Origin of the sequence: Pseudomonas sp. SGAir0191 (genome assembly GCF_002812565.2) — a bacterium.
GTDB lineage: Bacteria > Pseudomonadota > Gammaproteobacteria > Pseudomonadales > Pseudomonadaceae > Aquipseudomonas > Aquipseudomonas parafulva_B.
In genome coordinates, this window is the sequence record NZ_CP025035.2 from 3,934,199 (window position 1) to 3,960,303 (window position 26,105).

The following is a 26,105-nucleotide window of genomic DNA, read 5'->3' on the forward strand; positions in this document are numbered from 1 at the left end:
GGCCTGGGCTGACAGGCTCAGGCAGTGTGGGAGCGGCCTCGTGCCGCGATGGGCCGCAAAGCGGCCCCAACGACCTAAGGGCGCGCTTACCCTTCGTGTACGCGTACATAACCCGCAAACGCCAATCACCAGGCAAAAAAATGGGCGCCGACCAAGCGCCCAAAAAGCCGTAAAGCACACAACGAAATTCAGTGACCGTCCACCAGCGCCATGGCCTCGGCACTGCAGGCCTCGATGCGGGCCCAGTCGCCATTCTTGATCCAGCTGCTGTCGAGCATCCAGGTGCCCCCCACACACATCACATTGGCCAGTGCCATGTAGTTGCGCACGTTGGCCGGGTTGACGCCGCCGGTGGGGCAGAAACGGATGTCGCCGAACGGGCCAGCAAACGCTTTGATCGCCGCCACGCCTCCGCTGATCTCGGCGGGGAACAGCTTGAAACGGCGGTAGCCCAGCGCGTAGCCCATCATGATTTCGGACGGAGTACTGATACCCGGCAGCAAGGGGATCTCGCTCTCCACGCCCGCTTGCAGCACATCCTGGGTGATGCCGGGTGTGACGACGAACTGGGCGCCTGCGGCCTCGACGGCTGCGAACATGGTGCGATCGAGCACTGTCCCGGCGCCTACGCACAGCTCGGGACGCTGCTCACGCAGCACTTCGATGGCCTTCAGGCCATGCTGTGAACGCAGGGTCACTTCCAGCGTGCGGATGCCGCCGGCCGCCAGGGCGTCGGCCAGGGGCAGGATGTCCTGTTCGCGGGCGATGGTGATCACCGGCAGGATTCGCGCCGCTTCGCAGATGGCGTCGACCCGGGCGGCCTTGTCGGCCATCGAGAGCTTGGGCTGTGGACGTTCGAGGGTGATCATTGCTGTGGATCCTTGGCTCATGGGCACCAGTAGATGTCCAGGGGTGCGTGAAGAAAAGCGCGAATGGGCATTTCGGCGAGGTCGTCATCCGCCAGCGCGGCGCGCAGGGTAGCGAGTTTGCCTGGCCCTTGCACGGACAATGCGGTGAACCCTGCGGTGGCCAACAGCGCTCGGGTCATGGAAAGGCGCTGATGGGGAACGGTAGGCGCCATTAGCGGTAGGCAACGGCGAGGCGTGTTCGGATCCAGGCCCTCGGCAAGGTTAGGACTGGCTGGGAACAGCGAGGCCGTGTGGCCATCGTCACCCATGCCCAGTACCAGCACGTCGATGGGCGGCAGATCGGCCAGGGCGCGGTCAGCCTTTTCGGCGGCCTCTTCCAGCGAAGGCGCCTGCTGGTACAACCCGATGAAACGCGCCTTGGCGGCCTGCCCTTTGAGCAGATGCCGGGCCAACAGGCCGGCATTGCTGTCGACGTGCTCCACCGGCACCCAGCGCTCATCGGCAAGACTGACCGTTACCTTGCTCCAGTTCAGGTCCTGCTTGGCCAGTTGCTCGAGAAAAGGCACCGGGCTGCGCCCACCGGACAGCACGACGCAGGCCTGGCCTTTATCGTCGATGGCTGCACGCAGGCGCTCACTCACATCCTTGGCCAACGTGCCAGCCAACGTGCTGGCGTCGGGCAGTTGATGCACCTCGGTGCTCGCCGGAAATTGCAATTCGGACAATGCTTCAGATGTCGCCATACCAGGCCCTCCCATCGCGGGTGATCAATGCAATCGAGCTCATTGGCCCCCAGCTGCCCGCAGCATAAGGCTTTGGGGCGTCGCCCGTGTTGCGCCAACCGGCAATCAGCTGGTCACACCACTTCCAGGCGTACTCGATTTCGTCCTTGCGCACGAACAGGTTCTGGTTGCCCCGCATCACTTCGAGCAGCAAGCGTTCATAGGCATCCGGAATCCGCGCGCTACGCCAGGCGTCGGAAAAATTCAGTTGCAGCGGGCCACTGCGCAGTTGCATGCCCTTGTCCAGGCCTTGCTCCTTGGTCATCACGCGCAAGGAGATTCCTTCGTCCGGCTGCAGGCGAATGATCAGCTTGTTGCCCACTTGCAGACGCTGTTCCGGGGCAAAGATGTAGTGCGGCGTTTCCTTGAAGTGAATGACGATCTGCGACAGCTTTTGCGGCATGCGCTTGCCGGTGCGCAAGTAGAAAGGCACACCCGACCAGCGCCAGTTGCGGATGTCGGCGCGCAGGGCGACGAAGGTCTCGGTGTCGCTCTGGCTATTGGCATTGTCTTCTTCAAGGTAACCCGGAACCGGCTTGCCATCGCTGTAGCCGGCAATGTACTGCCCGCGCACCACCCGCGTGCTCAGCCCGTCTCCGGTGATCGGGGCCAGCGCCTTGAGTACCTTGACCTTCTCGTCGCGGATGGCGTCGGCCGACAGCTCGCTCGGCGGGTCCATGGCAATCAGGCACAGCAACTGCAACAGGTGGTTCTGGATCATGTCGCGCAACTGACCGGCCTTGTCGAAGTAGCCCCAGCGACCCTCGATACCCACCTTCTCCGCCACCGTGATTTCCACGTGGGAGATGGAGTTCTGGTTCCATTGGGTTTCGAACAGGCTGTTGGCAAAGCGCAGGGCGATCAGGTTCTGCACCGTCTCCTTGCCCAGGTAGTGGTCGATGCGATAGACGCGGCTTTCGGGAAAGAATCGCGCCACGGCATCGTTGACCCGGCGTGAAGACTCGAGGTCGTGACCGATCGGCTTTTCCAGCACCACACGGGTGCGCTCGCTCAGGCCCACCTTGTCCAGGTTTTCGCTGATGGCACCATACACGGCGGCGGCCGTGGCGAAATAGGCGATCAGGGGGTGCCCGTCGGGCACTTGCGCGGCCAGTGCCTGGTAGCCTTCTGGCTGCAGAAAATCCAGGTGCTGGTAATCGAGCCTTGCCAGGAAGCGCTCGAGGGCCGCGGCCTCGATGTCAGCCTCGGGCACATGCTTGCGCAAGTGGGCCTCGATGCTATTCAGGTGCTCCTGGGCACTGCCGGCCTCCCGCGCCAGCGCCAGCAGGCGCGTCTGTGCGTGCAATAGCCCGGCGCGGTCGAGCTGGTAGAGCGCAGGGAACAGCTTGCGCAAGGCCAGGTCGCCCAGGGCGCCAAACAGGGCAAATGTGCAAGGTTCGACACTGATTGCAGCCATGATGTTGGTTCTTTCCTAAAGTTGATTTAGAAATACCGTTTTCAGTTAGGGTTTTCAAGGACAAATGTAGTAAAAACCATAACATTATTCGGATGTATGACAGACAAGTGGTGCGCAACCGGTGCCACCAGTACGATAGACGACCCTGCAAACAGGCCTGCTGCTCCCTCAGCCGGCTGTCTTCCCGACCCAAGGACACCCCATGGACCGCGTGAGAAACCTCCTGGAACAAATCCAGGGACGCCTCGACGAGCTGAACAAGGCCGAACGCAAAGTCGCCGAAGTCATCCTGCTCAACCCGCAACAAGCCACACGCTTCAGCATCGCGGCGCTGGCCCAGGCGGCCAAGGTCAGCGAACCGACCGTCAACCGCTTCTGCCGCTCCTTCGGCGTGAGCGGTTACCCGGAGCTGAAACTGCAACTGGCGCAAAGCCTGGCCAGCGGCGCTGCCTATGTGAGCCGCGCGGTGGAGGCCGACGACGATCCGGCGGCCTACACCCAGAAGATCTTCGCCAGCGCCATCGCCTCGCTCGACAGTGCCTGCCAGCAGCTCGATCCCCAGCAGGTCAGCCGTGCGGTCGACATGATGATCCAGGCCCGCCAGATTCACTTCTTTGGCCTGGGCGCCTCTGCACCGGTGGCGCTGGATGCCCAGCACAAGTTCTTCCGCTTCAACCTGGCCGTGTCGGCGCACGCCGACGTACTGATGCAACGGATGCTGGCGTCGGTGGCCCATACCGGCGACCTGTTCGTGATCATTTCCTACACCGGGCGTACACGCGAGCTGGTGGAAGTAGCCCGCCTGGCCAGGGAAAACGGCGCCTCGGTGCTGGGCCTGACAGCGGCCGGGTCGCCGCTGGCCAATGCCTGCAGCCTTAGCCTGCACATTCCTCTGCCCGAAGACACCGATATCTACATGCCGATGACCTCGCGCATCATCCAACTGACCGTGCTCGATGTGCTGGCGACCGGCATGACCCTGCGCCGGGGTGTGGATTTCCAGCCACACCTGCGCAAGATCAAGGAAAGCCTCAACGCCAGTCGCTACCCCATCGAGGACGACGAACTCAGCTGAGCCGGTGCGCCTGCAGACTCAGATGCGCGCGCTGCCCCGGTGCCAGGCTCAAGCCGTCGTCGCTGCCGCTGGCGGCCTCCACACACACGAAACGCTGGCACTCGCGCCCGGTAACCCCCAATAAGGGCCGGCTGCCGGGGTGCCACACGACCGTATCGTCGCTGTCGCCGGTGTCGATACACAGCTGGCGCTGCCAGGCCGGATCATGCAATTGCACACCGGGAATGCCCGGATAGACCCGCTGGCAGCCGCCCTTGGGCTTGAGCGCCCCTTCCTGGCGGCATGCCTGACGGTTGAGGTGGTCGTACCCCTCGATGTCTTCGAGGCCGGACAGCGCTACCTCCGAGACGTCACTGATGCGCCAGTAGGCCAACAAGGCGTGACTCAACTGGCACGGTTCGCTGTCCTGGTGCTCGGTGCTCAGGCTCAACTCCATGCGGCTGCCCAGTCGCGCCTCCAGGTCGACCTGCCAGTCGCACAGTTCCAGGCGCCACTTGAGCACCACGCCCTGCGCGTCTTCATGGCTGTCCATCAGCTTCCAGTCCAGCAGGCGGGCCCAACCATGGGCAGGCCACAGGTCTTCGCTGGGATGGCGCCCGTACCAGGGCCAGCAGACCGGCACGCCGCCGCGAATGGCGCCCACCTGTGGCCATTGTTCGGCGCACCACAGCCAGGGCCGCTCACCTGTGGGTTGGAAATGCAGCAACTGCGCGCCCTGGCGACTGAACGCCGCCTGGCACAGGGGGTGATCGATGATCAGCACATCGCGCTGCTGGTAGCGCTCCCATTCGAACGTCGGCCGGGGCCGCCGTGCGGCGAAGAAGCGATGGAGCGGATGCTCAGGCATGGTGCAGGGCTCTTGTTGTTTGAGGTAGCGCTGTCTTGGCCTGTCCACGGCAACCACTGCAGGTCAGTGATTGCCGGGCGCCAAACGGGATTGGCGTAAATTTACAACAAATGGGCTTAGAAAGACGACTGAATCTTCAAGCCCGCCACCAGGGCATTGTCCACTTCATCCACGCCGCCGGGGCTCTTGATGTACTGAAGGTTCGGCCGCACGGTGAGCCAATTGGTGACGTGGAAACCATAGTACAGCTCGGCGTTGTACTCGGTACGTTGCAGCGGGACGAAGCCTGGGTTGTCGTAGTCGTTGATACCGCTCATGTCGTTGAGCTGGCGCGCACGCTTGCGCACATCGTCGTTGACGTGGATGCGGGCGATGCCGAAACCGATGTCGTCCTTGGGCCGGGCGTCGAAGGCACCTTTGTAGACCATGCCCACCTGCTGGTAGTTGTCCACCACGTTGGTGGCCTTGTCGTGCACCGTGAAGTTGGCGAACAGGCTCAGCCCACGGTTGACGTCGCCTGCCTGGGCCGTGACCTGCTGTTGCGCCACCACCCACCAGCCATGCTTGCTGGAGTGAGACTTGAAGCCCGAACCACTGAGCCCCTGGGCGTTGCCGTTGACGTCCTTGTATACATCCTCGGCATCGGCGGTGCTGTAGTAGTAGCCCAGGCGGTATTCGCCCGGCAGGCCGTTGAGCTTCGGCGTCCAGACCATTTCCACCGGCAGGATCGCGCCCTTGGTGCCGCTGCCGCTCAGCTTGAAGCCATTGCCGGTTTCCAGGTTGGACGGGTTCTGCTCATAGGCACCGACTTGTACATAGAATTCGGGGGTGACATTGTACTTGACCCGCGTTGCCCACTGGCTGACGGGCCAGTTGTACCAGATGCCACCCACCCAGTTACCCACTTGCGAGCCGCAGAACGCCAGGTTCTGGAAGTCGCAGGGGAAACTGTTGAAGTCCTCGCCCGGCCCGAAGCGGCCGAATTTCACGTCCAGCGCGCCGTCGAAATACTTCTGCTTGAACCACATCTGGGTCAGGCGCCAGGTCTGGCCACGCCCCCACACTTCCTGCACCGAACTGAACTGCCCGGCGCGTGGGTCGCTGATGCGGTCGTTGGACAGGTTGCGACCGCTTCGCTCGGTAATGGCCAGTTTGAATTCGGCATCGTGCCAGCCGAAGATCTTCTGCAGGTCCAGGTGCGCGCCCAGGGCGAACTGGTCGCTGTAGCGGGCGGTCTTGTCGTGGTTGTAGCCACCCTTAAGGTTGCCGGCCACTTCGCCGACATAATCGACGGTGAAGTCGTAGCCTTTTTCCAGCAGCTCGGTGCGGGTACCGCCCCAGTCACCGGTCATCCATTTCGACTCGCTGGAGAAAGCTTCGGCAGCCTGCAGGCCACTGCTGGCGGCCATCGCCAGCGGCGCAAGCAACGCCAGTGAGCCCCAGGTGGTAGTACGATTGCGCTGTTCCATTGCGTTGCGTCCTCTTTTTCTTATTGATGGTGTAGACGGTTCATCGGCCACCGAGGGCGGCCATGTTGTCCTTGACGGTAGAGGCAGTAGGGTTTGCATGCAGGCGCTCGCCGCTCTGGGCGTCGAACAGCAGCACCCGCGCCGGGTCCAATTGCAGGGCCAGGGTGTCACCCACCTGGCAGGCCACGTCAGGGGCCAGTCGGCAGCACACTTTGGTCTGGTTGAGGGTCACGAACACCAGCATGTCCGGACCAGTGGGCTCGGTGACCTGTACCTGGGCGCGAATGCTTGGCCCGCCGTTGCCGCCCTCAGCGCCCAGGGCAATCTGCTCGGGACGAATGCCCAGGACGATTTCGCGCCCTTCCAGGCCCAGGTCGGCGCCGGGCAGGGGGAGCTCGCAGCGTGCCTGGCCACTGTCGAGCACTGCATGCAGCTGACCGCCCTGGGCAACCAGCCGCGCCGGCACGAAGTTCATGGGCGGCGAGCCGATGAAGCTTGCGACGAACTGGTTGGCCGGGTCGTTGTAGATCTGCTGTGGCGTACCGAACTGCTGGATGATGCCGTCCTTCATGACCGCCACCTTGTCACCCAGGGTCATGGCCTCGATCTGGTCATGGGTGACGTAGACAGTGGTGGTTTTCAGGCGCTGGTGCATCAGTTTCATTTCGGTCCGCATCTCGACCCGCAGTTTGGCATCGAGGTTGGACAAGGGTTCATCGAACAGGTAGATCTTCGGTCGGCGCGCGAGCGCCCTGCCCATGGCCACGCGCTGCTGCTGACCGCCAGACAGCTGCGCCGGCTTGCGCGCCAGCAGGTGCTCGATCTGCAGCAGCTTAGCCACCCGCGCCACCTCCTCGTCGATGGCGGCCTGGGGCATCTTGCGGATTTTCAGGCCAAATTCGATGTTCTCGCGCACGGTCATGGTCGGGTACAGCGCATAGGACTGGAACACCATGGCGATGTCACGGTCCTTGGGGCTCATGCCGCTGACGTCCTGCTGGTCGATCAGAATAGCGCCGCCGGTGATCTGCTCGAGGCCAGCGATGCAGTTCATCAATGTCGACTTGCCGCAGCCCGAAGGGCCGACCAGGATCAGGAACTCACCGTCCTTGATCGACAGCTGGATGTCCTTGAGGGTATCCGGCAGCCCGGCACCGTAGGTTTTGTTCACGTTGCGAAGTTCGAGCGTTGCCATGACTTACCCCTTTACCGCGCCGGCTGTGAGCCCGCGCACGAAATATTTGCCTGCCACTACGTACACCAGCAGGGTCGGCAGGCCAGCGATCATCGCAGCGGCCATGTCGACGTTGTATTCCTTGGCCCCGGTGCTGGTATTGACCAGGTTGTTCAAGGCCACCGTGATCGGTTGCGAGTCGCCACTGGAGAACACCACGCCAAACAGGAAGTCGTTCCAGATCTGGGTGAACTGCCAGATCAGGCAGACCATGATGATCGGCGTGGACATCGGCAGGATGATGCGCCGGAAGATGGTGAAGAACCCTGCCCCATCAAGCCGTGCAGCCTTGACCAGGGCATCGGGGATGCTGACGTAGAAGTTGCGAAAGAACAGTGTGGTGAAGGCCAGGCCGTAGACCACATGCACCAGCACAAGGCCAGTGGTGGTACTGGCCAGCCCCAGCTTGCCCAGGGTGAACGAGGCCGGCAGCAGCACCGTCTGGAAAGGCAGGAAGCAGCCGAACAACAGCAGACCGAAGAACAGCTGCGAGCCACGAAAGCGCCACATCGACAGCACGTAGCCATTGAGCGCGCCAATGGCGGTGGAAACCAGCACCGCAGGCACGGTGATCAGAATCGAGTTCCAGAAGTAGCCGCTGACGGTGCCCCAGGCCTTGACCCAGCCAATGGCGGTGATCGCTGTCGGCCAGCTGAGCAGGTTGCCGGTACTGATGTCCTCGGGGGTCTTGAGGCTGGTCAGCAGCATGACCACCAGTGGCACCAGGTACAGCACCACGGCGATCAGCAGCACGGCATGAATGGCAAGCCGGCTGGGGCTGAGCGCGGGTTTGTCGACAGGGCTATGCATGGCGTTTGCTCCGCAGCTCCGAATACAGGTAAGGCACCAGGATGGCCAGGATCGCCCCCAGCATGAGGATGGCACTGGCCGAGCCCATGCCCATTTGCCCTCGGCTGAAGGTAAAGGCATACATGAACATCGCCGGCAGGTCGGACGAGTAGCCAGGCCCGCCTGCCGTCATCGCGGCGACCAGGTCGAAGCTCTTGATGGCAATGTGCGAAAGGATCATCACCGAGCTGAAGAACACCGGGCGCAAGCTGGGCAGCACCACGCGCCAGTAGATGCGCGGCAGGCTGGCACCGTCGATCTGGGCGGCGCGGATGATCGATGGATCGACGCCCCGCAGGCCGGCGAGGAACATCGCCATGATGAACCCCGATGCTTGCCACACCGCCGCGATCACCAGGCAGTACACCACCCGGTCCGGGTCCAGCAGCCAGTCCAGGCGAAAGCCCTCCCAGCCCCAGTCACGCAGCAGTTTGTCCAGCCCCATGCCTGGGTTGAGCAGCCACTTCCAGGCCGTGCCGGTCACGATCATCGACAGGGCCATGGGATACAGGTAGATGGTGCGGATGAACCCCTCGCGACGAATGCGCTGGTCCAGCAGCACCGCCAGCAACACGCCGATCGCCAGGCTGATGGCGATGAACAGCCCGCCGAACACCAGCAGGTTCTTGCTCGCCACCCACCAGCGGTCGTTGTCGAACAAACGCATGTACTGCGCCAGCCCCGCCCATTTGTAGGTGGGCAGGAACGTGGACGTGGTGAAGGACAGCACGAAGGTCCAGAGGATGTAGCCGTAGAAGCCCACCAGCACGATGAACATGCTCGGCGCCAGCACCAGCTTGGGCAGCCAGCGCTGTAGCGCATCCATGGGAGAGGCCCGCAGACGGGCGGTGGTAGTGGTCATGGTTCACCTCGAAGGCGCTGCTGCGCATGGCGCGCGGCAGCGACTGTCTTGCTCAGGTTAGAAGGTCGCTTGGGCGCTGCGTGGCGCCGTGTCGCGTGGCTGCGCGAGTTTGACGCAGCCACAATTCGAAGGCCCCCGAAGCCTGCGTTTCACGCAGGGCCCGATGGCGCAGCGCCCCGTCAGGCACGCCCGGCACCGGGCCGCACTAGCCCGCCCGTGGGCTACTTGGCTGCTCGGATGGCGGCTGCCAGCTTCTTCGCAGCGTCAGCCGGATCGGCCTTGGGGTCGTTGATGTAGTTGGTCACCACATCGAAGAAAGCGCCCTGCACGGCCAGCGTCGTGGCCATATTGTGCGCCATGCTCGGTTGCAGGCCGCCGGTCTTGGCGTCGGCGAGGAAGTCCTTGGCCGAGGTCTGGGCACACGCATCGAACCCATACTTGCCCATGTCGGCGAGCATGTCGTTGCGCACCGGGATCGAGCCCTTGTTGGTGCTGAACACCTTCTGGAACTCCTCACCCAGCACCTTGCGGGCGATATCCTGCTGGCCGGCAGCAGTGCCCTCATTGCTCTGCTTGAACACCACCAGCGAATCGATGTTGTACAGGAAGGCCTTCTCGGTGCCGGGGAACGGCACGCACTGGTAGTCCTTGCCGGCGGTTTTCTTGGCCAAGGTCCATTCGCTCTTGGCCCAGTCGCCCATGATCTGCATGCCGGCCTTGCCGTTGATGACCTTGGCAGCTTCCAGGTTCCAGTCCTGGCCTTTGCCATCAGGGTCCATGTACGTGGCGACCCGCTTGAGTTCGGTCAGGGCCTTGATCATGTCCGGGCCGGTCAGGGCGTCGTTGTCCAGGTCGACCAGGGCTTTCTTGTAACCGTCGACACCCATCACCGACAGCACGACGCTTTCAAAGACCGTGCTGTCCTGCCACGGCTGGCCACCGTGGGCGAGCGGGATGATGCCTGCGGCCTTGAGCTTGTCGGCAGCGGCATAGAACTCATCGAGGGTGGCGGGTGCCTTGTCGATGCCGGCCTTCTTGAAGGCTTCAGGGTTGATCCACAGCCAGTTGGTACGGTGGATGTTGACGGGAACGGCTACATAGTCGCCGTCGTACTTCACGGTGTCGGCGACTTTCTTGTCCAGCAGTGCATCCCACTTTTCCTGCTTGGCCACCTCCTTGAGCACGTCGCTGTCGAGCAGGCCGGTCGCGGCCCAGTCCTGGATGTCGGGGCCCTTGATCTGCGCGACGCCTGGCGGATTGCCAGCCACCGCTCGGCTTTTGAGCACGGTCATGGCGGTAGCGCCGCCACCGCCGGCCACGGCACCGTCCTTCCAGGTGAAACCGTCTTTCTCGACCTGGGCCTTGAGCACATCGACGGCCGCTTTTTCACCACCGGACGTCCACCAGTGCACCACTTCGACGGTGCCCTTGGCATCGGCAGCGTGCGCAGTCAGGGGGAACAGGGAAGCCAGGGAGATCGCGGCAGCGAGACGAAGGTAGGAAGTCATTTCTACACCTTATTGTTGTTATGCCGTGCAAGTCGTGCGCTTGCGTTGCATGGAGTCTAAACAGCGTGCGCGCACCGCCAGGTAACGAAGCGATGCGCGAATGTCATCGTTTGGTTACATTCAAGGCCACACCGGTCGCCAGGCTGCGTGCCAAGGGCAGGCCGGGTAGCACCAGGGCCTGGTAGGCATGGTACAGGTCGGGCTTGCCGGGCCAGATCGTGCCGGCTGGACGGTTGTCGACATCGAGTTCGTGGTGCCAGCTGCCGCCTGCAAGGTCGATGAAATGCTCGGATATGAAGTCCCAGCAGCGCCGGTACCACTGCTCGAAGCGCGCCTGCCCCGTGCGCTGCAACAGGGCCGCTGCGCATGCGCAGGCTTCAGCGTGAACCCAGTGCAGCCGCGCGCGAACCCGCGGCCGGTCATCCCAGCCAAGGGTGTAGACGAGGCCAGGCTGGCCATCAACGCCCCATGCCTGTTCGCAGGCGGTGTCGAACAGGGTGCGGGCACTGTCGACCAGCCAGGGCGGGGACGCGTGCCCGCAGCGGGCCAGGCTGGCCTCCAGGTGAAGCAAAAGCCTCGCCCACTCGAAGGCATGCCCTGGCGTGGTGCCATAGGGGCGAAAGTGGTCGGCCGGGTGTGCTTGGTTGTAATCCTTGAGCGGCTGCCAGGCAACGTCGAAGTGTTCCACCACTCGGTAGCCGTTGGCAGCGGCGTGGGTATGGATGATGCGCTCGGCAATGCGCAGGGCGCGTTGCAGCCACACAGGGTTGCCGGTTACATCGGCCAGGGCCAGGAACGCCTCGGTCGCGTGCATGTTGCTGTTGGCGCCGCGGTAGGGCTCAGGCGTCTGCCAGGTGCGATCATAGGCTTCGCGAAGCGCACCTTCCCCTTCGCTCCAGAAATGCCGCTCGATGACATCGATGGCGTCGGTCAGCAATGCCTCGGCGCCCTCGATGCCCGCCACCACGGCAGAGCTGGCCGCCAGGGCGACGAACGCATGCAGATACGCCGCCTTGCCGCTGGCCCCGTGGCCGTCCGCCTGGGCAAACCAGCCGCCGTAGCGCGCATCGCGCAGAGGGCCGCGCAGGGCAGTCACACCGTGGGTAGCCAGCCCCAGACAGCCCGGTAGGCCCTGAAGGTGAGCCAGGGCAAAACAGTGGGTCATACGGGCAGTGGTCAGGGTCTGGGCGCTTGCATCATCGGCAAGCCTGCCTGCCGCATCCAGGTCACCAAACCCTTCTGCGAGCCTTGCAGCCTTGGCGAAGGTCAGCAACCGCTGCCCCTCGGCCAGGCGCCATGCAGTGTGCCCAGGCGCTTGGAGCCAGGACACCTGTGAAGAAAGATCATTGTTCATCGCCAGCGAGGTCCTTGCCAGTCGTGTGCCGATTCTAGCCAGCCAGGCCACGGGGGATGTCACGAACGCGGGTATGATTGTCACGTGACTGTGACGTTCGACCATCTGCGCGCAGTTGTACGTTCAACGCGTGCAGGTGTGTCAATCCACGCCCCGTGGCAGGTACAAGGTTACCCGCAAGCCGCCTTCGCGCAGGTTGAGCAGGCTGACCTCGCCGCCGTGGCTGTGGGCGATATTGCGGGCAATGCCCAACCCCAGCCCGTAGCCTTGCTGATGACCAGCCAGCCGCACATGGGGTTCGAACACCTGCTCCATCTGCTGTTGCGGCACCCCCGGCCCCTGATCATCGACCTGCAGCACGAAGCCTGCCGCACCGTCGATGATGCGCAGCCGCGCCCGCTCGCCGTACTTGATGGCGTTGTCGATCAGGTTGCCGATGCAGCGCCGCAATGCCAGCGGCTTGCCTGGATACGGCGCCAGGGCATGCCCTTCGAGGGTGATTCGACCGTCTCGCAGGTACGGCTCAGCCAGCAGTTCGAGGATCTGATTGAGGTCCACCGGCTCGATGTTCTCGTGAATGTCGGTGTCCTTCACGCATTGCAGCGCGCCCTTTACCAGCAGCTCCAGTTCGTCCAGGTCCTGGCTGAACTTGGCTTGCAGGTGTTCGTCTTCAAGCAGCTCGACACGCAGGCGAAGCCGGGTGATGGGCGTGCGCAGATCATGGGAGATGGCGCTGAACAGTTGGCTACGCTCGGTGAGGTAACGGCTGATGCGTTCGCGCATGCTGTTGAAGGCCCGGCCCACCTCCACCACCTCGCTGCCGCCGCCTTCGGCCACTGGCGCTACATCGGCGCCCAGTGACAGCTCGCGCGCTGCACGGGCCAGGCGCTTGAGCGGCCAGCTTTGCCAATGCACCAGCAGCCCGATGAACAGCAACAACAACGCCGTGGTCAGGACGATGAAGCCGATCTGCTGACGCGGCAGACGCTCGGCTTCCAGGCTGGTGTAGGGCTCGGGCAACAACGAGGCGATGTACAGCCATTCGCCTTCGGCCAGACGAATCTGGGTGACCAGCACCGGCGGGTTGAGCGGTTCGAGGGTGAGTGAGTAATGCGCCCATGACCTTGGCAACTCGTCGAGCTTGAGCCCACTGTTGAAGATGCGCAGTTCATCGGGGTCGACGAATTCGACGGAGATGTCCATCTGCGGCCCGAGACGCTCATGCAGCACCTGCTGGAACACCTCCACCACGGCCTGCTTGCGCGGCGTGACAGGCAGTACCTGCATATCCAACGGCTTGGCGTTCAGGGAAACGAAAAACCGCGTGCCCCCCATGCTGCGCAACTGGTCGAGCACCATCGGCCGGTAAGCCACGGGCAGTGAACGAAAGTAACTGACGCTGGCGCTCATGGAGTGGGCCAGGCTGCTGGCACTGGCACGCAGCCCTTGCAACTGGCTGGCGCGCAGCTGGGCCACCCAGATGATGCTCGACAATCCTTGCGCCAGCAGAACCACCAGCAAGGTCAGCAGCAGCATGCGCCCCAGCAGCGAGCGTGGCAGCAGGCGCCAGCGCCGCTCAGGGTGCAGTGCAGACATGGGTCGCCAGCAGGTAGCCGCTGCCGCGCACGGTGCGGATCAGCCGGGGTGGCTTTTCGGTGTCGCGCAAGCGCTGGCGCAGACGGCTGACGGCCATGTCCACGATGCGGTCCAGTGGCATCGGCTCTCGCCCTCGGGTGGCGTTGCCGATGGTATCGCGGTCGAGAATCTGCTGGGGGTGGTCCAGGAACAGCTTGAGCAGCGCAAAGTCCGCACCTGAGAGAATCACCTCCTCTCCATCGCGGTGGAACAGGCGATGGCTGACCGTGTCAAGCCGCCAGTCGTCGAATGCCAGCACCGCCCCGCCCGGCGCTGCCTGCCCGAACTCGGCGCGGCGCAGCAAGGCTTTGATGCGGGCCTGCAGCTCGCGCGGGCTGAACGGTTTGCCGAGGTAGTCATCGGCGCCCAGCTCAAGGCCGATGACCCGATCGGTCTCGTCCGAGCTTGCCGTCAACATGATGATCGGCACCCGCGCCTGGCGCGGGTGCTGGCGTACCCAGCGACACAGGCTGAAACCGTCCTCGTCCGGCAGCATGACGTCCAGGATCACCAGGTCACACGCTGTGGTGTCCAGGGCATGACGAAACCCGGCGCCATCGGCCTGGGCATTGACCTGAAAGCCCGAACGACTGAGATAGGTTTGCAACAATTCGCGAATTTCCTGATCGTCGTCAACCATCAGGATGGATTTGCCGGCAGTGCTCAAGGGTATGTCCTTTTGTGCTGGCGGGTCTTGTTGCCCGCTGACCTGTGTCGCCTTGCAGGGTGCCCAGGCGGTTAACCTTGATCCAGGGCTTGCTGCAAGGCCACACCAGCGCCCAGCAGCCCGGAAAACTCGGCCGTCACCAGCCACACGGGCACGCCTTCGAAGTAACCGCTCATGCAGCCTTTGTCGCCGAAGCTGGCGGTGAAACCGCTGCGCAGGAACAGCTCGGCAAAACGCGGGATCACGCCGCCGACGATATATACCCCACCGCGCGCGCCCAGGGTAAGCACGTTGTTGCCCGCCACCCGCCCCAGGAACCGGCAGAACTGCTCGATCACCGCTCGCGCCCGCGGCTCGCCGCCCAGGGCTGCATCGGTGATCTGCGCCGGTGAAGTGTGCCGCGGGTTTTCGCCATCCAGGGCGCAGATGGCCTGGTACAGGCGCACCAGCCCGCCGCCGCTGAGCACTGTCTCGGCACTGACGTGGCCGATCTGGCCATGGATGTATTGGTGGATCGCCGCCTCTCGGGCATTGCCCACGGGCAGATCGACGTGCCCGCCCTCGCCTGGCAAGGCATGCCAGTGCTTGCCCCCCAGGCGCAACAACGAGCCGACACCCAGGCCTGTACCCGGGCCGATGACCAGCGCCGGGCGCAACGGATCGGCCTGCCCTGGGCATACTTCCCGAAACTCACCTTCGCGCAGGCGGGTCATGCCAAGGGCCATGGCGGTGAAATCGTTGATCAGCAACAGGTGTCCGATCTGTAACCGCTGGCAAAAGGCGGTCCGGCTCAGGCGCCAGTGGTTGTTGGTGAAGCGAAAGTCATCGCCATCGACCGGGCCGGCTACGGCCAGGCAAGCGGCGGCTACACCACCACGGGGGATGGCCAAGGCTTCTAGATACGCCTCGATGGCCTGTTCGGGGCTTGTGTAGTCCTCGGTGGCGAAAACCTTCACCTCGTGCAGCTGGTTGTCACGCCATAACGCAAAACGGGCATTGGTGCCGCCGATGTCGCCAACCAGCAGGTCATTCATTTCAGGTTCTCCAGGGCAGAGGTAAAGGCGCTGGCGCCCTGCTCTGCCGGGCTGAACGCCATGCGCATGAAACCGAAGAGCTCGCGTCCGCAACCCAGGTCATTGCCCTGGGGCGCGGTCGCCAGGTCACGCTGGGCCAGCTCGTCGGCCGGTACCATCACCCGCAACGTACCTTCAGCGCCATCGACCCGCACGATATCACCATCGCGCAGCCGTGCCAGCGGGCCGCCATCATAGGCTTCGGGGCACACGTGAATGGCGGCGGGTATCTTGCCCGATGCACCGGACATGCGCCCATCGGTCACCAGGGCTACCTTGTAACCGCGATCCTGCAACACGCCAAGGAATGGGGTGAGTTTGTGCAGTTCAGGCATGCCGTTGCAGCGCGGGCCCTGGAAGCGCACCACCGCGACGAAGTCCCGCTCCAGCTCGCCTGCCTTGAAGGCATCGGCCAATGACTGCTGATCGTGGAAGATGCGCGCCGGCGCCTCGACCACACGGTGCTCCGGTGCCACGGCGGAGACTTTCATCACGCCACGCCCCAGGTTGCCCTCCATCACCCGCAATCCGCCTTCGCCGGAGAATGGCCGCGCCACGGGCCGCAGGATGCTTTCGTCCAGGCTCTGCTGCGGCCCTTCGCGCCAGACCAGCTTGCCGTCCTCCAGGAACGGCTCCTGGGTATAACGACGCAGGCCGGGGCCGGCGACGGTGTTGACGTCCTCGTGCAGCAAGCCGGCATCGAGCAGCTCGCGGAACAGGAAGGCCATGCCGCCAGCGGCCTGGAAGTGGTTGATGTCGGCCTTGCCGTTGGGGTAGACGTGGGACAGGGTCGGCACGACTTCGGACAGATCGGCCATGTCCTGCCAGGTCAGCTGGATACCGGCGGCCTGGGCGATGGCCGGAATGTGCAGGGTGTGGTTGGTGGATCCACCCGTGGCATGCAGGGCCACGATCGAGTTGACCAGCGCCTTCTCGTCGACGATTTCGCCCAGGGGCATGAAGGTGCCGCTGGCTTTGGTCATGCGCGTGACCTGCTGGGCCGCCTCGGCGGTCAGTGCGTCGCGCAGCGGCGTGTAGGGGTTGACGAAGGAGGCACCCGGCAGGTGCAGCCCCATCACTTCCATCACCAGCTGGTTGGTGTTGGCCGTGCCGTAGAAGGTGCAGGTGCCAGGGCCGTGGTAGGACTGCATTTCCGATTCCAGCAGCTCCTCGCGGCTGGCCTTGCCTTCGGCGTAACGCTGGCGCACATCGGCTTTCTGCTTGTTGGAAATACCCGAGACCATCGGCCCGCCCGGTACGAACACCGTGGGCAAGTGACCAAAGCGCAAGGCCCCCATCATCAGGCCCGGCACGATCTTGTCGCAGATGCCCAGCATCAGGGCCGCATCGAACATGTTGTGGGACAACGCCACGGCAGTGGACATGGCGATCACTTCACGGCTGGCGATGGCCAGTTCCATGCCCGGCTCGCCCTGGGTGACGCCATCGCACATGGCCGGCACACCGCCAGCGAACTGGCCCACCGAGCCGACTTCGCGCAAGGCACGCTTGATCTGTTCGGGAAAATGCAGGTAGGGCTGATGGGCCGACAGCATGTCGTTGTAGGCCGAGACGATGGCCACGTTGGCCGCGTTCATCAAACGCAGGGTCTGTTTGTCCTCGCTGCCGCAACCGGCCACGCCATGGGCGAAGTTGGCGCATTGCAGGCTGGCACGCATCGGGCCCTCGCTGGCGGCCCCGCGGATCAGCTGCAGGTAGCGTTCGCGGGTGGCGCGACTACGCTCGACCAGCCGTTGGGTGACCTCAAGGATGCGCGGGTGCATGTACTGGACTCCAGGCTAATTGTAAGGGCGGTTTACCAAGTGACCGTGCCCTGCCGATTGCCGCCTAGGCTCAAAGGGACAGGCGCGCACTGCTTCGGAAGGCTGACGATCGAACCGCTCGTTGTAGGTTTAAACAAAATACTGCCACTAAAAAGGCTTGTTTTCTATCTGCAACTGAATAATCTTGTAATTCCAACAACAAAACCGTTTCAGTGAAGCACCTTTGTGCCACAGGTTTGACTCGGACTGCCAGAGGTATCGCCATGACCCTTCGCATCGCCATCAACGGATTCGGCCGCATCGGGCGCAATGTCCTGCGCGCACTCTATACCCAGGGCTACCGCCAGGACATGCAGGTCGTCGCCATCAACGACCTGGGCGACAGCACCATGAACGCCCATCTGCTCAAGTACGACAGCGTGCACGGCACCTTCGAGGCCAGCGTCGAAGCCGACCACGAAAGCCTCACCGTCAACGGCGACCGCATCGCGGTCAGCGCCATTCGCAACCCGGCTGGACTGCCCTGGAAAGCCCTGGCGATCGATGTGGTCTTCGAATGTACGGGGCTGTTCACCGAGCGCGACAAGGCTGCTGCGCACATCGCCGCCGGCGCAGGCAAGGTGATCGTCTCGGCGCCAGCCAAGGGCGCTGATGCCACCGTGGTGTATGGCGTCAACCACGACGTGCTGCGCGCCTCGCACCAGGTCATCTCCAACGCTTCCTGCACCACCAACTGCCTGGCGCCCATTGCCCAGGTGCTGCACCGCGAGTTCGGTATCGAGCAAGGCCTGATGACCACCATCCACGCCTACACCAACGACCAGGTGCTGACCGACGTGTATCACAGCGACCCTTATCGCGCCCGTTCGGCCACCCAATCGATGATCCCGAGCAAGACCGGCGCCGCCGAGGCCGTGGGCCTGGTATTGCCGGAACTGGCTGGCAAGCTCACTGGCATGGCCGTGCGGGTACCGGTGATCAACGTTTCGCTGGTGGACCTCACCGTCAACCTCAAGCGCGAAGCCACGGCCGAACAGGTCAACCAGCTGTTCCTGGAGGCCAGCAAGCATTCGCGGGTACTGGGCTACAACGCCCTGCCCCTGGTCTCGTGCGACTTCAACCACAACCCGCTGTCGTCGATCTTCGATGCCAATCACACGCGGGCCAATGGGCGCATGCTCAAGGTGCTGGCCTGGTACGACAACGAGTGGGGCTTCTCCAACCGCATGCTGGACAACTGCCTGGCGCTCTGCGGCGCGCAGTAACGGCTGTGCCAGCACGCGCTGGCCACTGGAATGGGCCACACGGCTGGTACTCAATGCTGGGGTATATAGCCCGTATCGTCGTAGCCGCTTCGCGGCTTCGGCGAGACCCGCGGCGCCGTTACGATTTGCCTACATAGTGCAGCTTGACCTCAAGCAGGGATGATAAGCATTATCATTGGCCGCTTGTCAGGTCAGGTCGCTCCGTGAGTCAGTCCCGGTTCAATTCCGTATTCCTCAGCCAGAGGCCCATCTTGCTGCGCACGCTCCAGCGTATGGTCGGCAACCCTTGTACCGCCGAAGACCTGCTCCAGGAAACCTACCTGCGCGTCTCACGCGCACTGGGCGAGCGTTCGGTCCAGCACATCGAACCTTTCGTCTTTCAGACCGCGCGCAATCTTGCGCTCGACCATTTGCGTGCCCGCCGCGTACAGGCCCGAACCCTGGTCGAAGACGTCTCTGACGAGGTGGTAAACAATGTCGCCGTGCCCGCCAGCAGCAACGAAGAGGCTGCGCATGCCGAGCACCTGCTCCGTCACCTGAGCGAAAGCCTGAAGCAACTGACCCAGCGCCAGCAAAGGATCTTCACGCTAAGCCGGCTGCACGGCGCCACCTATCTTGAAATCGCCCAGCAGCTGGGGGTTTCTGCGAGCACGGTGCAAAAGGAACTGAAGTTGATCATGGGTATCTGCCTGGGTGTTGCCCAGCGCCTGGACGACTGACGGGCCGCCGCGATGAGGCCTGCTTGCCACATCACGCCAGCGCCCTGATCATCTGCGCACGCCCGCTCAAGGATTCACCGTGACCGACAGCCCCGAACATCCTCCATCACCTGCCACGCCTGATGCGCGTCGTCGCGCCACGGACGAGGCCTTGGCGTGGCTGGTGCGTCTTGAAACCGCCGAGCCTGCCGACCACCTTGCCTTCGAAACCTGGCTGCACGCCAATCCTGAGAATGCTGAAGCGTTCGTGCAGGCCGAGGCCTTGTGGAACGGCGCAGCGCTCAAGCAGGCCGCTGCACAGCTGCAGGGCCACCCACCACGCCCTCGCGCCGGTCGTCTGCGTCGCCATTGGAAACCGCTGGCCACCGCCGCCGCGCTGCTGGTAGGCCTGTTCATGTTCGGCAACGTGCCAGTGCGCCTGCAAGCTGATCACCTGACGGTCGTGGGTGAACGTCACCGGGTGGAACTGCAGGACGATGCCCGGGTGCTGCTCAATACCCAATCAGCGTTAGCCAGCGAGCGCGGCGACGGGCAACAGGTCGCCCGCCTGCTGCAAGGCGAGGCATACTTCCAGGTCCCCAAGGGCGCGCCGGCCCCGCTTGAGGTGCAGGCCGGCCCACTGCGCGCCCAGGCACGCGACACTGATTTTGCCGTCCGCCTGCTCGATGGCCAAGCTTGGGTCAAGGTGCAGCGCGGCGACGTCGACGTACAAGGAGGTCGCGATCAGCGTATCCGTTTGCAGGCCGGCGAGAGTATTCGCGTCGGGCCCGACGGGTTCGGTGCACGCAGGCAACTGGACATGCGCAAGGACCTGGCCTGGGTCGATGGGCGCCTGGTCTTCGAAAACTGCCCCTTGAGCCAGGTGCTGGCCGAGCTGCGCCGCTATTACCCCGGGTGGATCATCAATCGCAATGAGCGGCTGGAGAAGATCGCCGTCACCGGCAACTACCGCCTCGACCAGCCGCTTGAGGCGCTACGTGCGTTGGCCCACATCACCTCGGCACAACTGCATGAGTATCCGGCGCTGGTCATCCTGAACTAAGGCGCCTGCCCACGCGCGGCAGCGCGCCACACGCCCAGCTGGGCGCAGGCGATTTATTTTTACGCGATAGCCCCCCCCTGTCCGTCTCGTCATAGCCAATGCAATTGATTCTTGTTCAATCAAGAACGCACACCCTATGAACAGTTCGCGCGTCAGGGAGCGCTTTCGATGCCCACCAGTCCTATCCGTTCGACCCTACGTCCCCGCCTGAAGGGGCAACTGTCCCTGTTATCACTCGCCTTGCTCACCACAGGCGCCTACTCCCTCCCCACGCTGGCGGCCGAGCCAGCGTCGGTGAGCACCTCGCGCGTGGGCGCTTACCATTTCGGCATCGCCCAACAGCCGCTGGTATCGGCCATCAATGCCTTCAGCCAGGTCACGGGCTGGCAGGTAGGCTTCGACGCCCGCCTGGCCGAAGGGGTCGCCTCCCCCGGCATACAAGGTGCACTGCCCCCGGAGCAGGCACTCAAACGCCTGCTACAGGGCACTGGCCTGGCCCCGCGCACCATCAGCCGCGGCAACGTGGTGCTCGAGCGCCAGTCAGGTCGCGAGGCCATAGCCCTGCAACAGGTGACCGTCAGCGCTACCCGCAGCGCCCAGGACGTGAGCCAGGTCCCCAGCACGGTCAGCGTGCAGACCCGAGAACAACTCGACCGGCAGAACGTCAACACCCTCCAGGACCTGGTGCGCTACGAGCCGGGTGTCTCGGTGGCGGGGACCGGGCAGCGTAGCGGCCTGAACGGCTACAACATTCGCGGCATCGACGGCGAACGGATACTCACCCAAATCGACGGTGTGGCCATCCCGGACAGCTTCTTCTACGGGCCCTACGCCCAGACCCAGCGCAATTACGTCGACCCGGAAATCATCAAGCGTGTGGAAATCCTGCGCGGCCCAGCCTCGGTGCTCTACGGCAGCAATGCCATCGGCGGTGCGGTGAGCTATTTCACCCTTGATCCTGAAGACATCATCAAGCCCGGCCGAGACGCTGGCGCACGACTGAAAACCGGCTACAGCTCAGCCGATGACAGTTGGCTGACGTCCGCCACCGTGGCTGGTCGTGAGGGCAGCCTGGACGGTCTGCTGCACCTGAGCCAGCGCAACGGTCACGAAACCCAGAGCCATGCCGATCACGGCGGCGTGGGCCTTGCACGCACCCGCGCCAACCCGGTGGATGCGCGCACCACCAACGTGCTGGCCAAGCTGGGCTGGGACTACGCCGACGACGCCCGGCTGGGCGTGACCTACGAACGCTTCAAGGACGACCGCGACCAGAACCTGCTCAGCGCCGTAGGCGGGCCGTTCATCCCGGGTATTGGTGCCATGAATTCGTACCGCATGCGCCAGGGCAACGACACCATCACCCGCGAGCGCTTCGGCCTGAACCACCGTTTCGGCCTGGACAGCCTTTTCGCGGACGAGGTCAAGTGGAGCCTGAACTACCAGATCGCCAAGACCGATCAGCGCACCGACGAGCTGTACGTCGCTTCGGGGCGTCAGGTACTGCGCGACCGCCAGACCACCTACAAGGATCGCCAGTGGATCTTCGATGCCCAGCTGGAGAAGGCCTTCAGCCTAGGCCAGACCGATCACTCGCTGACCTATGGCACCACCCTCAAGCACCAGAACGTCACCGGGGCGCGCAGCGGTACTGGCACGTGCGTGAACATCGGCGGCACTTGCCGGGGTATCGGCCAGGACAGCCCGCGCGACGGCCAGGCGCTGGTCAGCGACTTCCCGGACCCGACCGTCAATACCTACAGTCTGTTCGTTCAGGACGAGGTTCGCTGGGGCAACTGGACGTTCCTGCCAGGTGCGCGCTACGACTACACACGCATGGCGCCTCACTTTACCGACGCCTTCCTGCGCGGGCTTGACGCCAGCGGTACGGCCCCGGCTTTCCAGGATGATTCGGACAAGAAGTGGCACCGCGTGTCGCCCAAGCTGGGGGTGACCTATGCCTTCAACGACCACTACACCGGATACGCGCAATACGCCCAGGGCTTCCGCACGCCCACGGCCAAGTCCATGTACGGCAAGTTCGTGAACCTGGAGCAAGGCTACCGCGTGGAGGGTAACCCTGGCCTGCTGCCTGAGCGCAGCAAGGGCCTGGAAACCGGCCTGCGCGGCCGCTTCGACGCGGGCAGCTTCGATGTGGCGGTCTACTACAACAAGTACCGCGACTTCATTGACGAAGACGCCGTGCAGAGCGCCAACCTCGAACAGACATTCCAGGCCAACAACATCAAGCGCGCGACCATCAAAGGTGCCGAGGTAAGAGGCCAGCTGGAACTCGACCGGTTTGGCGCGCCAGCGGGGCTGTATGCACAAGGCTCCCTGGCGTACACCTACGGCCGCAACGACGACAGCGGCCAGCCGCTCAACACCGTCAACCCGCTCAAGGGCGTCGTGGGCCTGGGCTACACGCAGGGCGACATGGGTGGGCTGCTGAGCTGGACGCTGGTCAAGCGCAAGACGCGGGTCGACGACAGCACCTTCTATTCGCCCGATGGCTCGGCGTCGAAGTTCCGCACGCCCGGCTATGGCGTACTGGACCTGACCGGCTTCTACAACGTCACCGATGACATCACTGTGAACGCCGGCCTGTACAACCTCACCGACAAGAAATACTGGCAGTGGGACTCGGTGCGCAGCTACGACGGCCAAGGGGAGGCCGCGGTGACCCAGCCGGCCAACATCGACCGCCTGAGCATGCCGGGCCGTAACTTCGCCATCAACGTGGTGTGGGATATCTGAGGCGCTGGCGCAGCTGGGGCCGGCCGGGCCGCTGTGCACCCGGCTTGGCTTCCAGCACCCACGCCTGCTACTGCAGGGCTTTTTACGCCCCTGCCCCTGTTGATTCGTCTTGTATTGAAACGCTTCGCTTTCCAAGGACTGCATCATGAACAACCGCACTTCTTCGCGTACCCAACGCCTGAACCTGGTGACCCAGGCGCCCCATGCCGCACTCGACGCCCTGGTCAAATCCCATGCGCCATTCGATAGCCGCGAAAGTTTTGCCCGCTTCGTGGTTGCCCAGTACCTGTTCCAGGCCGAACTGCAGCCGCTTTACAACGACCCGCAATTGATCGCCCTCCTACCCGACCTTGCCGAGCGTTGTCGAGCCCGTCAGGCGCGTCAGGACCTGGCGGACCTGGACATGCAGGCGCCTGCCGAGCTACCGGGGGCGGTGCAACGTCCAAGCATGGCAGAGGCATTAGGCTGGATCTTCGTGTCCGAAGGCTCCAAACTGGGCGCCGCGTTTCTGATCAAGCGGGCCGCGGCGCTGGGCTTGTCGGAGACCTTCGGCGCCCGTCACCTGGGCGAGCCCGCTGGTGGGCGCGCCGAAGGCTGGAAGCAGTTCACGCGAACACTCGATGGCCTGATACTGTCAGCTGAAGAAGAGGCGGCTGCCGAACACGGCGCCGTCGCAGCGTTCGAGCGCTTCACCGTCTTGCTCAAACAGGCCTATGCCATGAATGCCGAGCAGGCTTGAAACACTTTCAAAGGCCCTCTGACCGGGGCCGTTCGTTCTAGCAGTGAGCCCATGACCCAACCTGCCCGCTCCAAAATTGCCCGTCTGCTGTATGCGATCCTGGCTTACGCAAGCCTGGGGGTAGGCCTGGTCGCCATTGTCATTCCGGGCTTGCCGACCACCGAATTCATCCTGTTGTCGGCGTGGGCGGCCACGCGAAGCTCGCCTCGCCTGTCCGCCTGGCTGGAAAGCCACCGGTTGTTCGGCCCTATCCTGTACAACTGGCGCAACGGCAAGGTCATCCAGCGGCGGGCGAAGGTCAGTGCGACGGTCAGCATGTTGCTCTGCGCGGTTTTGATGCTGGTGTTTCTTGAGCATCACTGGCCGGTATTCCTGGCCATTGCCGGTATGAGCCTGGGCAACCTGTGGATCTGGTCGCGACCGGAACGGCCGTTCACAGCCGGCTCACAGGCTCAGCAACCCTGACCAGAGGGCATAGCCTGCCAGCGCCGCACCCGATAGCACGGCGGCGAAGAGCAGCTTCTCTGTCAGCGTGAAAAGCTTAAGCCCTTGTTCATGTTTGGCCCGGGCAAACAGGATCACCCCCGGTGCGTACAATAGCGCCGAGAGCAGCAGGTACTTCAGGCCACCGGCATACAGCAGCCAGACGGCGTACACCACCGCGAGCGCGGCCACAAGCAGGTCCTTGCGCCGCTGGGCCGGTTGGCCTTCGTAAGTATCCCCCCGCACGGCCAGCGACATGGCGTACGCGGCGGACCACAGGTACGGCGCCAGAATCATGGACGAGGCCAGGTAGATCAGGCTGGTATAGGTACCGGCGGACACCAGCGTGATCAGTAAAAAACCCTGGATCATGCCGTTGGTCAGCCACAGTGCATTGGCAGGTACCTGGTTGGCGTTCTCCTGGGCAAGGAAACGGGGCATGGTCTGGTCGCGCGCCGTGGCGTAGAGAATCTCGGCACACAGCAGCGCCCACGACAGCAACGCCCCCAGCAACGACACCGCCAGCCCCAGGCTGATCAGCAACGCGCCCCAAGGGCCGACGATGTGGGCCAGGACCGCCGCCAGCGAAGGGTTCTGCAAGCCGGCCAGCTCCGGTTGCGTCATGACCCCTAGGGAGAGGACGTTGACCAGTACCAGCAGTGCCAGCACACCCACGAAGCCGATGACCGTGGCCCTGCCCACGTCGGCCCGCCGTCGAGCCCTGCCTGAGTACACACTGGCGCCTTCGATACCGATGAAGACGAACACCGTTACCAGCATCATGTTGCGCACTTGCTCGAGCACGCTGCCGAACGCCGGATTGCCCAGCCCCCAGATGTCCTGGGTGAAGATATCCAGGCGAAAAGCGCAGGCCGCGATGACGACGAACAGCACCAGCGGCACCACTTTGGCCACTGTGGTCACCAGGTTGATGAACGCCGCCTCGCGAATCCCGCGCAATACCAGAAAATGCACCGCCCACAGCAACACCGAGGCACATCCGATGGCCACTGGGGTATTGCCTTCACCGAACACCGGGAAATAGAACCCAAGGGTGCTGAACAACAGCACGAAATAGCCGACGTTCCCCAGCCAGGCACTGATCCAGTAGCCCCACGCCGAGGAAAACCCCATGTAGTCGCCGAACCCAGCCTTGGCATAGGCATACACGCCTGAATCCAGTTCGGGCTTGCGGTTGGCCAGCGTCTGGAAGACGAAGGCCAGGGCCAGCATGCCCACGGCAGTGATCCCCCAGCCAATCAGCACCGCCCCGGCCTGGGCACGGGCCGCCATGTTCTGGGGCAAGGAAAAAATGCCGCCACCGATCATCGAACCCACGACCAGCGCCACCAATGCCCCTAGACGTAGTTTCTGTCCTTGTTCGCCCATAGGTCTCCAAATATTTCCTGACAGTCGTGCAGTTGTAACAAGACGCTGTTTATTAATACAGGCTGACCTCAGTTACAGCCGTACTTTCATTTAGCCACTAAGCCATTAACGTCTAAGCGGGCGGTTGTTAAGAACTCCAGAGTGCCAACCGGTTCACACTATTTCGATAAAAGCATAAATACCGGTAAAAAATTTGCGCTCTGCCCAGAAGCGACTAGTTTCAACCTTCGCAGGCTAGAGGGATGAAGCGTAGCAAGACATGGAGGTGCCAGCGTACAAGGCCTGC

General features: G+C 63.5%; 22 protein-coding genes. 7 read left to right on the forward strand and 15 right to left on the reverse strand.

The features are described 5' to 3' along the window. Nucleotides 1-188 precede the first annotated feature (188 nt). From CWR53_RS17625 to zwf, 3 genes are read right to left on the reverse strand one after another with little or no spacing between them, the layout of a single operon-like run. The gene (locus CWR53_RS17625) at nucleotides 189-869 is read right to left on the reverse strand and encodes a bifunctional 4-hydroxy-2-oxoglutarate aldolase/2-dehydro-3-deoxy-phosphogluconate aldolase (RefSeq protein ID WP_058637547.1); all 681 of its coding nucleotides are present in this window, start codon (nucleotides 867-869) and stop codon (nucleotides 189-191) included. Nucleotides 870-886: 17 nt separating this feature from the next. After that, nucleotides 887-1,627: a 6-phosphogluconolactonase gene (gene pgl, locus CWR53_RS17630; RefSeq protein WP_100852148.1), complete on the reverse strand. Its 741-nt coding sequence runs from the start codon at nucleotides 1,625-1,627 to the stop codon at nucleotides 887-889. After that, the gene (gene zwf / locus CWR53_RS17635; protein ID WP_058637545.1) at nucleotides 1,599-3,068 is read right to left on the reverse strand and encodes a glucose-6-phosphate dehydrogenase; all 1,470 of its coding nucleotides are present in this window, start codon (nucleotides 3,066-3,068) and stop codon (nucleotides 1,599-1,601) included. The genes pgl and zwf overlap by 29 nt, the downstream gene beginning before the upstream one ends. A 211-nt stretch (nucleotides 3,069-3,279) precedes the next feature. Here zwf and hexR point away from each other — a divergent pair, with 211 nt between their 5' ends. Next, nucleotides 3,280-4,143: a DNA-binding transcriptional regulator HexR gene (gene hexR, locus CWR53_RS17640; RefSeq protein ID WP_178091267.1), complete on the forward strand. Its 864-nt coding sequence runs from the start codon at nucleotides 3,280-3,282 to the stop codon at nucleotides 4,141-4,143. Here hexR and CWR53_RS17645 read toward each other — a convergent pair. From CWR53_RS17645 to edd, 11 genes are all read right to left on the reverse strand, one after another. Continuing rightward, on the reverse strand, nucleotides 4,136-4,990 hold the full coding sequence (locus tag CWR53_RS17645; RefSeq protein WP_100852149.1) for a D-hexose-6-phosphate mutarotase: 855 nt from the start codon (nucleotides 4,988-4,990) through the stop codon (nucleotides 4,136-4,138). The two genes, hexR and CWR53_RS17645, sit on opposite strands and share 8 nt — an antisense overlap. A gap of 116 nt (nucleotides 4,991-5,106) precedes the next feature. Continuing rightward, nucleotides 5,107-6,399, reverse strand: a complete 1,293-nt coding sequence (locus tag CWR53_RS17650; RefSeq protein WP_230375235.1) for a carbohydrate porin — start codon at nucleotides 6,397-6,399, stop codon at nucleotides 5,107-5,109. A 100-nt stretch (nucleotides 6,400-6,499) separates the two neighbouring features. After that, entirely contained in the window at nucleotides 6,500-7,654 is a 1,155-nt protein-coding gene (locus CWR53_RS17655; protein WP_058604455.1) for an ABC transporter ATP-binding protein, read from the reverse strand. Nucleotides 7,655-7,657: 3 nt separating this feature from the next. Beyond that, a complete protein-coding gene (locus tag CWR53_RS17660) occupies nucleotides 7,658-8,503 on the reverse strand; it encodes a carbohydrate ABC transporter permease (protein ID WP_100852150.1) in 846 nt (281 codons plus the stop codon). Beyond that, entirely contained in the window at nucleotides 8,496-9,404 is a 909-nt protein-coding gene (locus CWR53_RS17665) for a carbohydrate ABC transporter permease (protein ID WP_058637542.1), read from the reverse strand. The genes CWR53_RS17660 and CWR53_RS17665 overlap by 8 nt, the downstream gene beginning before the upstream one ends. A 221-nt stretch (nucleotides 9,405-9,625) precedes the next feature. Then, the gene (locus CWR53_RS17670; protein WP_100852151.1) at nucleotides 9,626-10,912 is read right to left on the reverse strand and encodes an ABC transporter substrate-binding protein; all 1,287 of its coding nucleotides are present in this window, start codon (nucleotides 10,910-10,912) and stop codon (nucleotides 9,626-9,628) included. A gap of 103 nt (nucleotides 10,913-11,015) precedes the next feature. After that, nucleotides 11,016-12,266, reverse strand: coding sequence for an AGE family epimerase/isomerase (locus tag CWR53_RS17675; protein WP_100852152.1), 1,251 nt, complete (start codon nucleotides 12,264-12,266; stop codon nucleotides 11,016-11,018). A gap of 141 nt (nucleotides 12,267-12,407) precedes the next feature. Further along, nucleotides 12,408-13,862: an ATP-binding protein gene (locus CWR53_RS17680; RefSeq protein ID WP_100852153.1), complete on the reverse strand. Its 1,455-nt coding sequence runs from the start codon at nucleotides 13,860-13,862 to the stop codon at nucleotides 12,408-12,410. Next, nucleotides 13,843-14,568, reverse strand: a complete 726-nt coding sequence (gene gltR, locus CWR53_RS17685) for a two-component system response regulator GltR (protein ID WP_058604449.1) — start codon at nucleotides 14,566-14,568, stop codon at nucleotides 13,843-13,845. The genes CWR53_RS17680 and gltR overlap by 20 nt, the downstream gene beginning before the upstream one ends. Nucleotides 14,569-14,639: 71 nt before the next feature. Beyond that, complete coding sequence (locus tag CWR53_RS17690; RefSeq protein ID WP_100852154.1) at nucleotides 14,640-15,602, reverse strand: glucokinase; 963 nt, start codon at nucleotides 15,600-15,602, stop codon at nucleotides 14,640-14,642. Then, nucleotides 15,599-17,425, reverse strand: a complete 1,827-nt coding sequence (gene edd / locus CWR53_RS17695) for a phosphogluconate dehydratase (protein WP_100852155.1) — start codon at nucleotides 17,423-17,425, stop codon at nucleotides 15,599-15,601. Before edd ends, CWR53_RS17690 begins: the two co-directional genes overlap by 4 nt. Nucleotides 17,426-17,688: 263 nt before the next feature. Here edd and gap point away from each other — a divergent pair, with 263 nt between their 5' ends. The 6 genes from gap (at nucleotide 17,689) to CWR53_RS17725 (ending at nucleotide 24,412) form a co-directional block, all read left to right on the forward strand. After that, entirely contained in the window at nucleotides 17,689-18,690 is a 1,002-nt protein-coding gene (gene gap, locus CWR53_RS17700; protein WP_058604446.1) for a type I glyceraldehyde-3-phosphate dehydrogenase, read from the forward strand. Between the two features lie 203 nt (nucleotides 18,691-18,893). After that, complete coding sequence (locus tag CWR53_RS17705; protein ID WP_058604445.1) at nucleotides 18,894-19,409, forward strand: RNA polymerase sigma factor; 516 nt, start codon at nucleotides 18,894-18,896, stop codon at nucleotides 19,407-19,409. Nucleotides 19,410-19,488: 79 nt separating this feature from the next. Then, nucleotides 19,489-20,451: a FecR domain-containing protein gene (locus tag CWR53_RS17710; protein ID WP_100852156.1), complete on the forward strand. Its 963-nt coding sequence runs from the start codon at nucleotides 19,489-19,491 to the stop codon at nucleotides 20,449-20,451. Between the two features lie 168 nt (nucleotides 20,452-20,619). Continuing rightward, nucleotides 20,620-23,208, forward strand: coding sequence for a TonB-dependent receptor (locus CWR53_RS17715; protein WP_100852157.1), 2,589 nt, complete (start codon nucleotides 20,620-20,622; stop codon nucleotides 23,206-23,208). Between the two features lie 145 nt (nucleotides 23,209-23,353). Then, entirely contained in the window at nucleotides 23,354-23,947 is a 594-nt protein-coding gene (locus tag CWR53_RS17720; RefSeq protein WP_100852158.1) for a biliverdin-producing heme oxygenase, read from the forward strand. Nucleotides 23,948-23,998: 51 nt separating this feature from the next. Continuing rightward, nucleotides 23,999-24,412 (forward strand): YbaN family protein, encoded by a 414-nt coding sequence (locus tag CWR53_RS17725; RefSeq protein WP_058604441.1) that lies wholly within the window; start codon nucleotides 23,999-24,001, stop codon nucleotides 24,410-24,412. Here the strand turns inward: CWR53_RS17725 and arcD are convergent. Further along, complete coding sequence (gene arcD / locus CWR53_RS17730) at nucleotides 24,392-25,819, reverse strand: arginine-ornithine antiporter (RefSeq protein WP_100852159.1); 1,428 nt, start codon at nucleotides 25,817-25,819, stop codon at nucleotides 24,392-24,394. The two genes, CWR53_RS17725 and arcD, sit on opposite strands and share 21 nt — an antisense overlap. Nucleotides 25,820-26,105 lie beyond the last annotated feature (286 nt).

Bases quoted from the DNA above. Each gene is read 5' to 3' on its own strand.
- CWR53_RS17625 (WP_058637547.1), bottom strand. From the start codon at position 869: ATGATCACCCTCGAACGTCCACAGCCCAAGCTCTCGATGGCCGACAAG.
- pgl (WP_100852148.1), bottom strand. From the start codon at position 1,627: ATGGGAGGGCCTGGTATGGCGACATCTGAAGCATTGTCCGAATTGCAA.
- zwf (WP_058637545.1), bottom strand. From the start codon at position 3,068: ATGGCTGCAATCAGTGTCGAACCTTGCACATTTGCCCTGTTTGGCGCC.
- CWR53_RS17645 (WP_100852149.1), bottom strand. From the start codon at position 4,990: ATGCCTGAGCATCCGCTCCATCGCTTCTTCGCCGCACGGCGGCCCCGG.
- CWR53_RS17650 (WP_230375235.1), bottom strand. From the start codon at position 6,399: ATGGCCGCCAGCAGTGGCCTGCAGGCTGCCGAAGCTTTCTCCAGCGAG.
- CWR53_RS17655 (WP_058604455.1), bottom strand. From the start codon at position 7,654: ATGGCAACGCTCGAACTTCGCAACGTGAACAAAACCTACGGTGCCGGG.
- CWR53_RS17660 (WP_100852150.1), bottom strand. From the start codon at position 8,503: ATGCATAGCCCTGTCGACAAACCCGCGCTCAGCCCCAGCCGGCTTGCC.
- CWR53_RS17665 (WP_058637542.1), bottom strand. From the start codon at position 9,404: ATGACCACTACCACCGCCCGTCTGCGGGCCTCTCCCATGGATGCGCTA.
- CWR53_RS17670 (WP_100852151.1), bottom strand. From the start codon at position 10,912: ATGACTTCCTACCTTCGTCTCGCTGCCGCGATCTCCCTGGCTTCCCTG.
- CWR53_RS17675 (WP_100852152.1), bottom strand. From the start codon at position 12,266: ATGAACAATGATCTTTCTTCACAGGTGTCCTGGCTCCAAGCGCCTGGG.
- CWR53_RS17680 (WP_100852153.1), bottom strand. From the start codon at position 13,862: ATGTCTGCACTGCACCCTGAGCGGCGCTGGCGCCTGCTGCCACGCTCG.
- CWR53_RS17690 (WP_100852154.1), bottom strand. From the start codon at position 15,602: ATGAATGACCTGCTGGTTGGCGACATCGGCGGCACCAATGCCCGTTTT.
- edd (WP_100852155.1), bottom strand. From the start codon at position 17,425: ATGCACCCGCGCATCCTTGAGGTCACCCAACGGCTGGTCGAGCGTAGT.
- gap (WP_058604446.1), top strand. From the start codon at position 17,689: ATGACCCTTCGCATCGCCATCAACGGATTCGGCCGCATCGGGCGCAAT.
- CWR53_RS17715 (WP_100852157.1), top strand. From the start codon at position 20,620: ATGCCCACCAGTCCTATCCGTTCGACCCTACGTCCCCGCCTGAAGGGG.
- CWR53_RS17720 (WP_100852158.1), top strand. From the start codon at position 23,354: ATGAACAACCGCACTTCTTCGCGTACCCAACGCCTGAACCTGGTGACC.
- CWR53_RS17725 (WP_058604441.1), top strand. From the start codon at position 23,999: ATGACCCAACCTGCCCGCTCCAAAATTGCCCGTCTGCTGTATGCGATC.
- arcD (WP_100852159.1), bottom strand. From the start codon at position 25,819: ATGGGCGAACAAGGACAGAAACTACGTCTAGGGGCATTGGTGGCGCTG.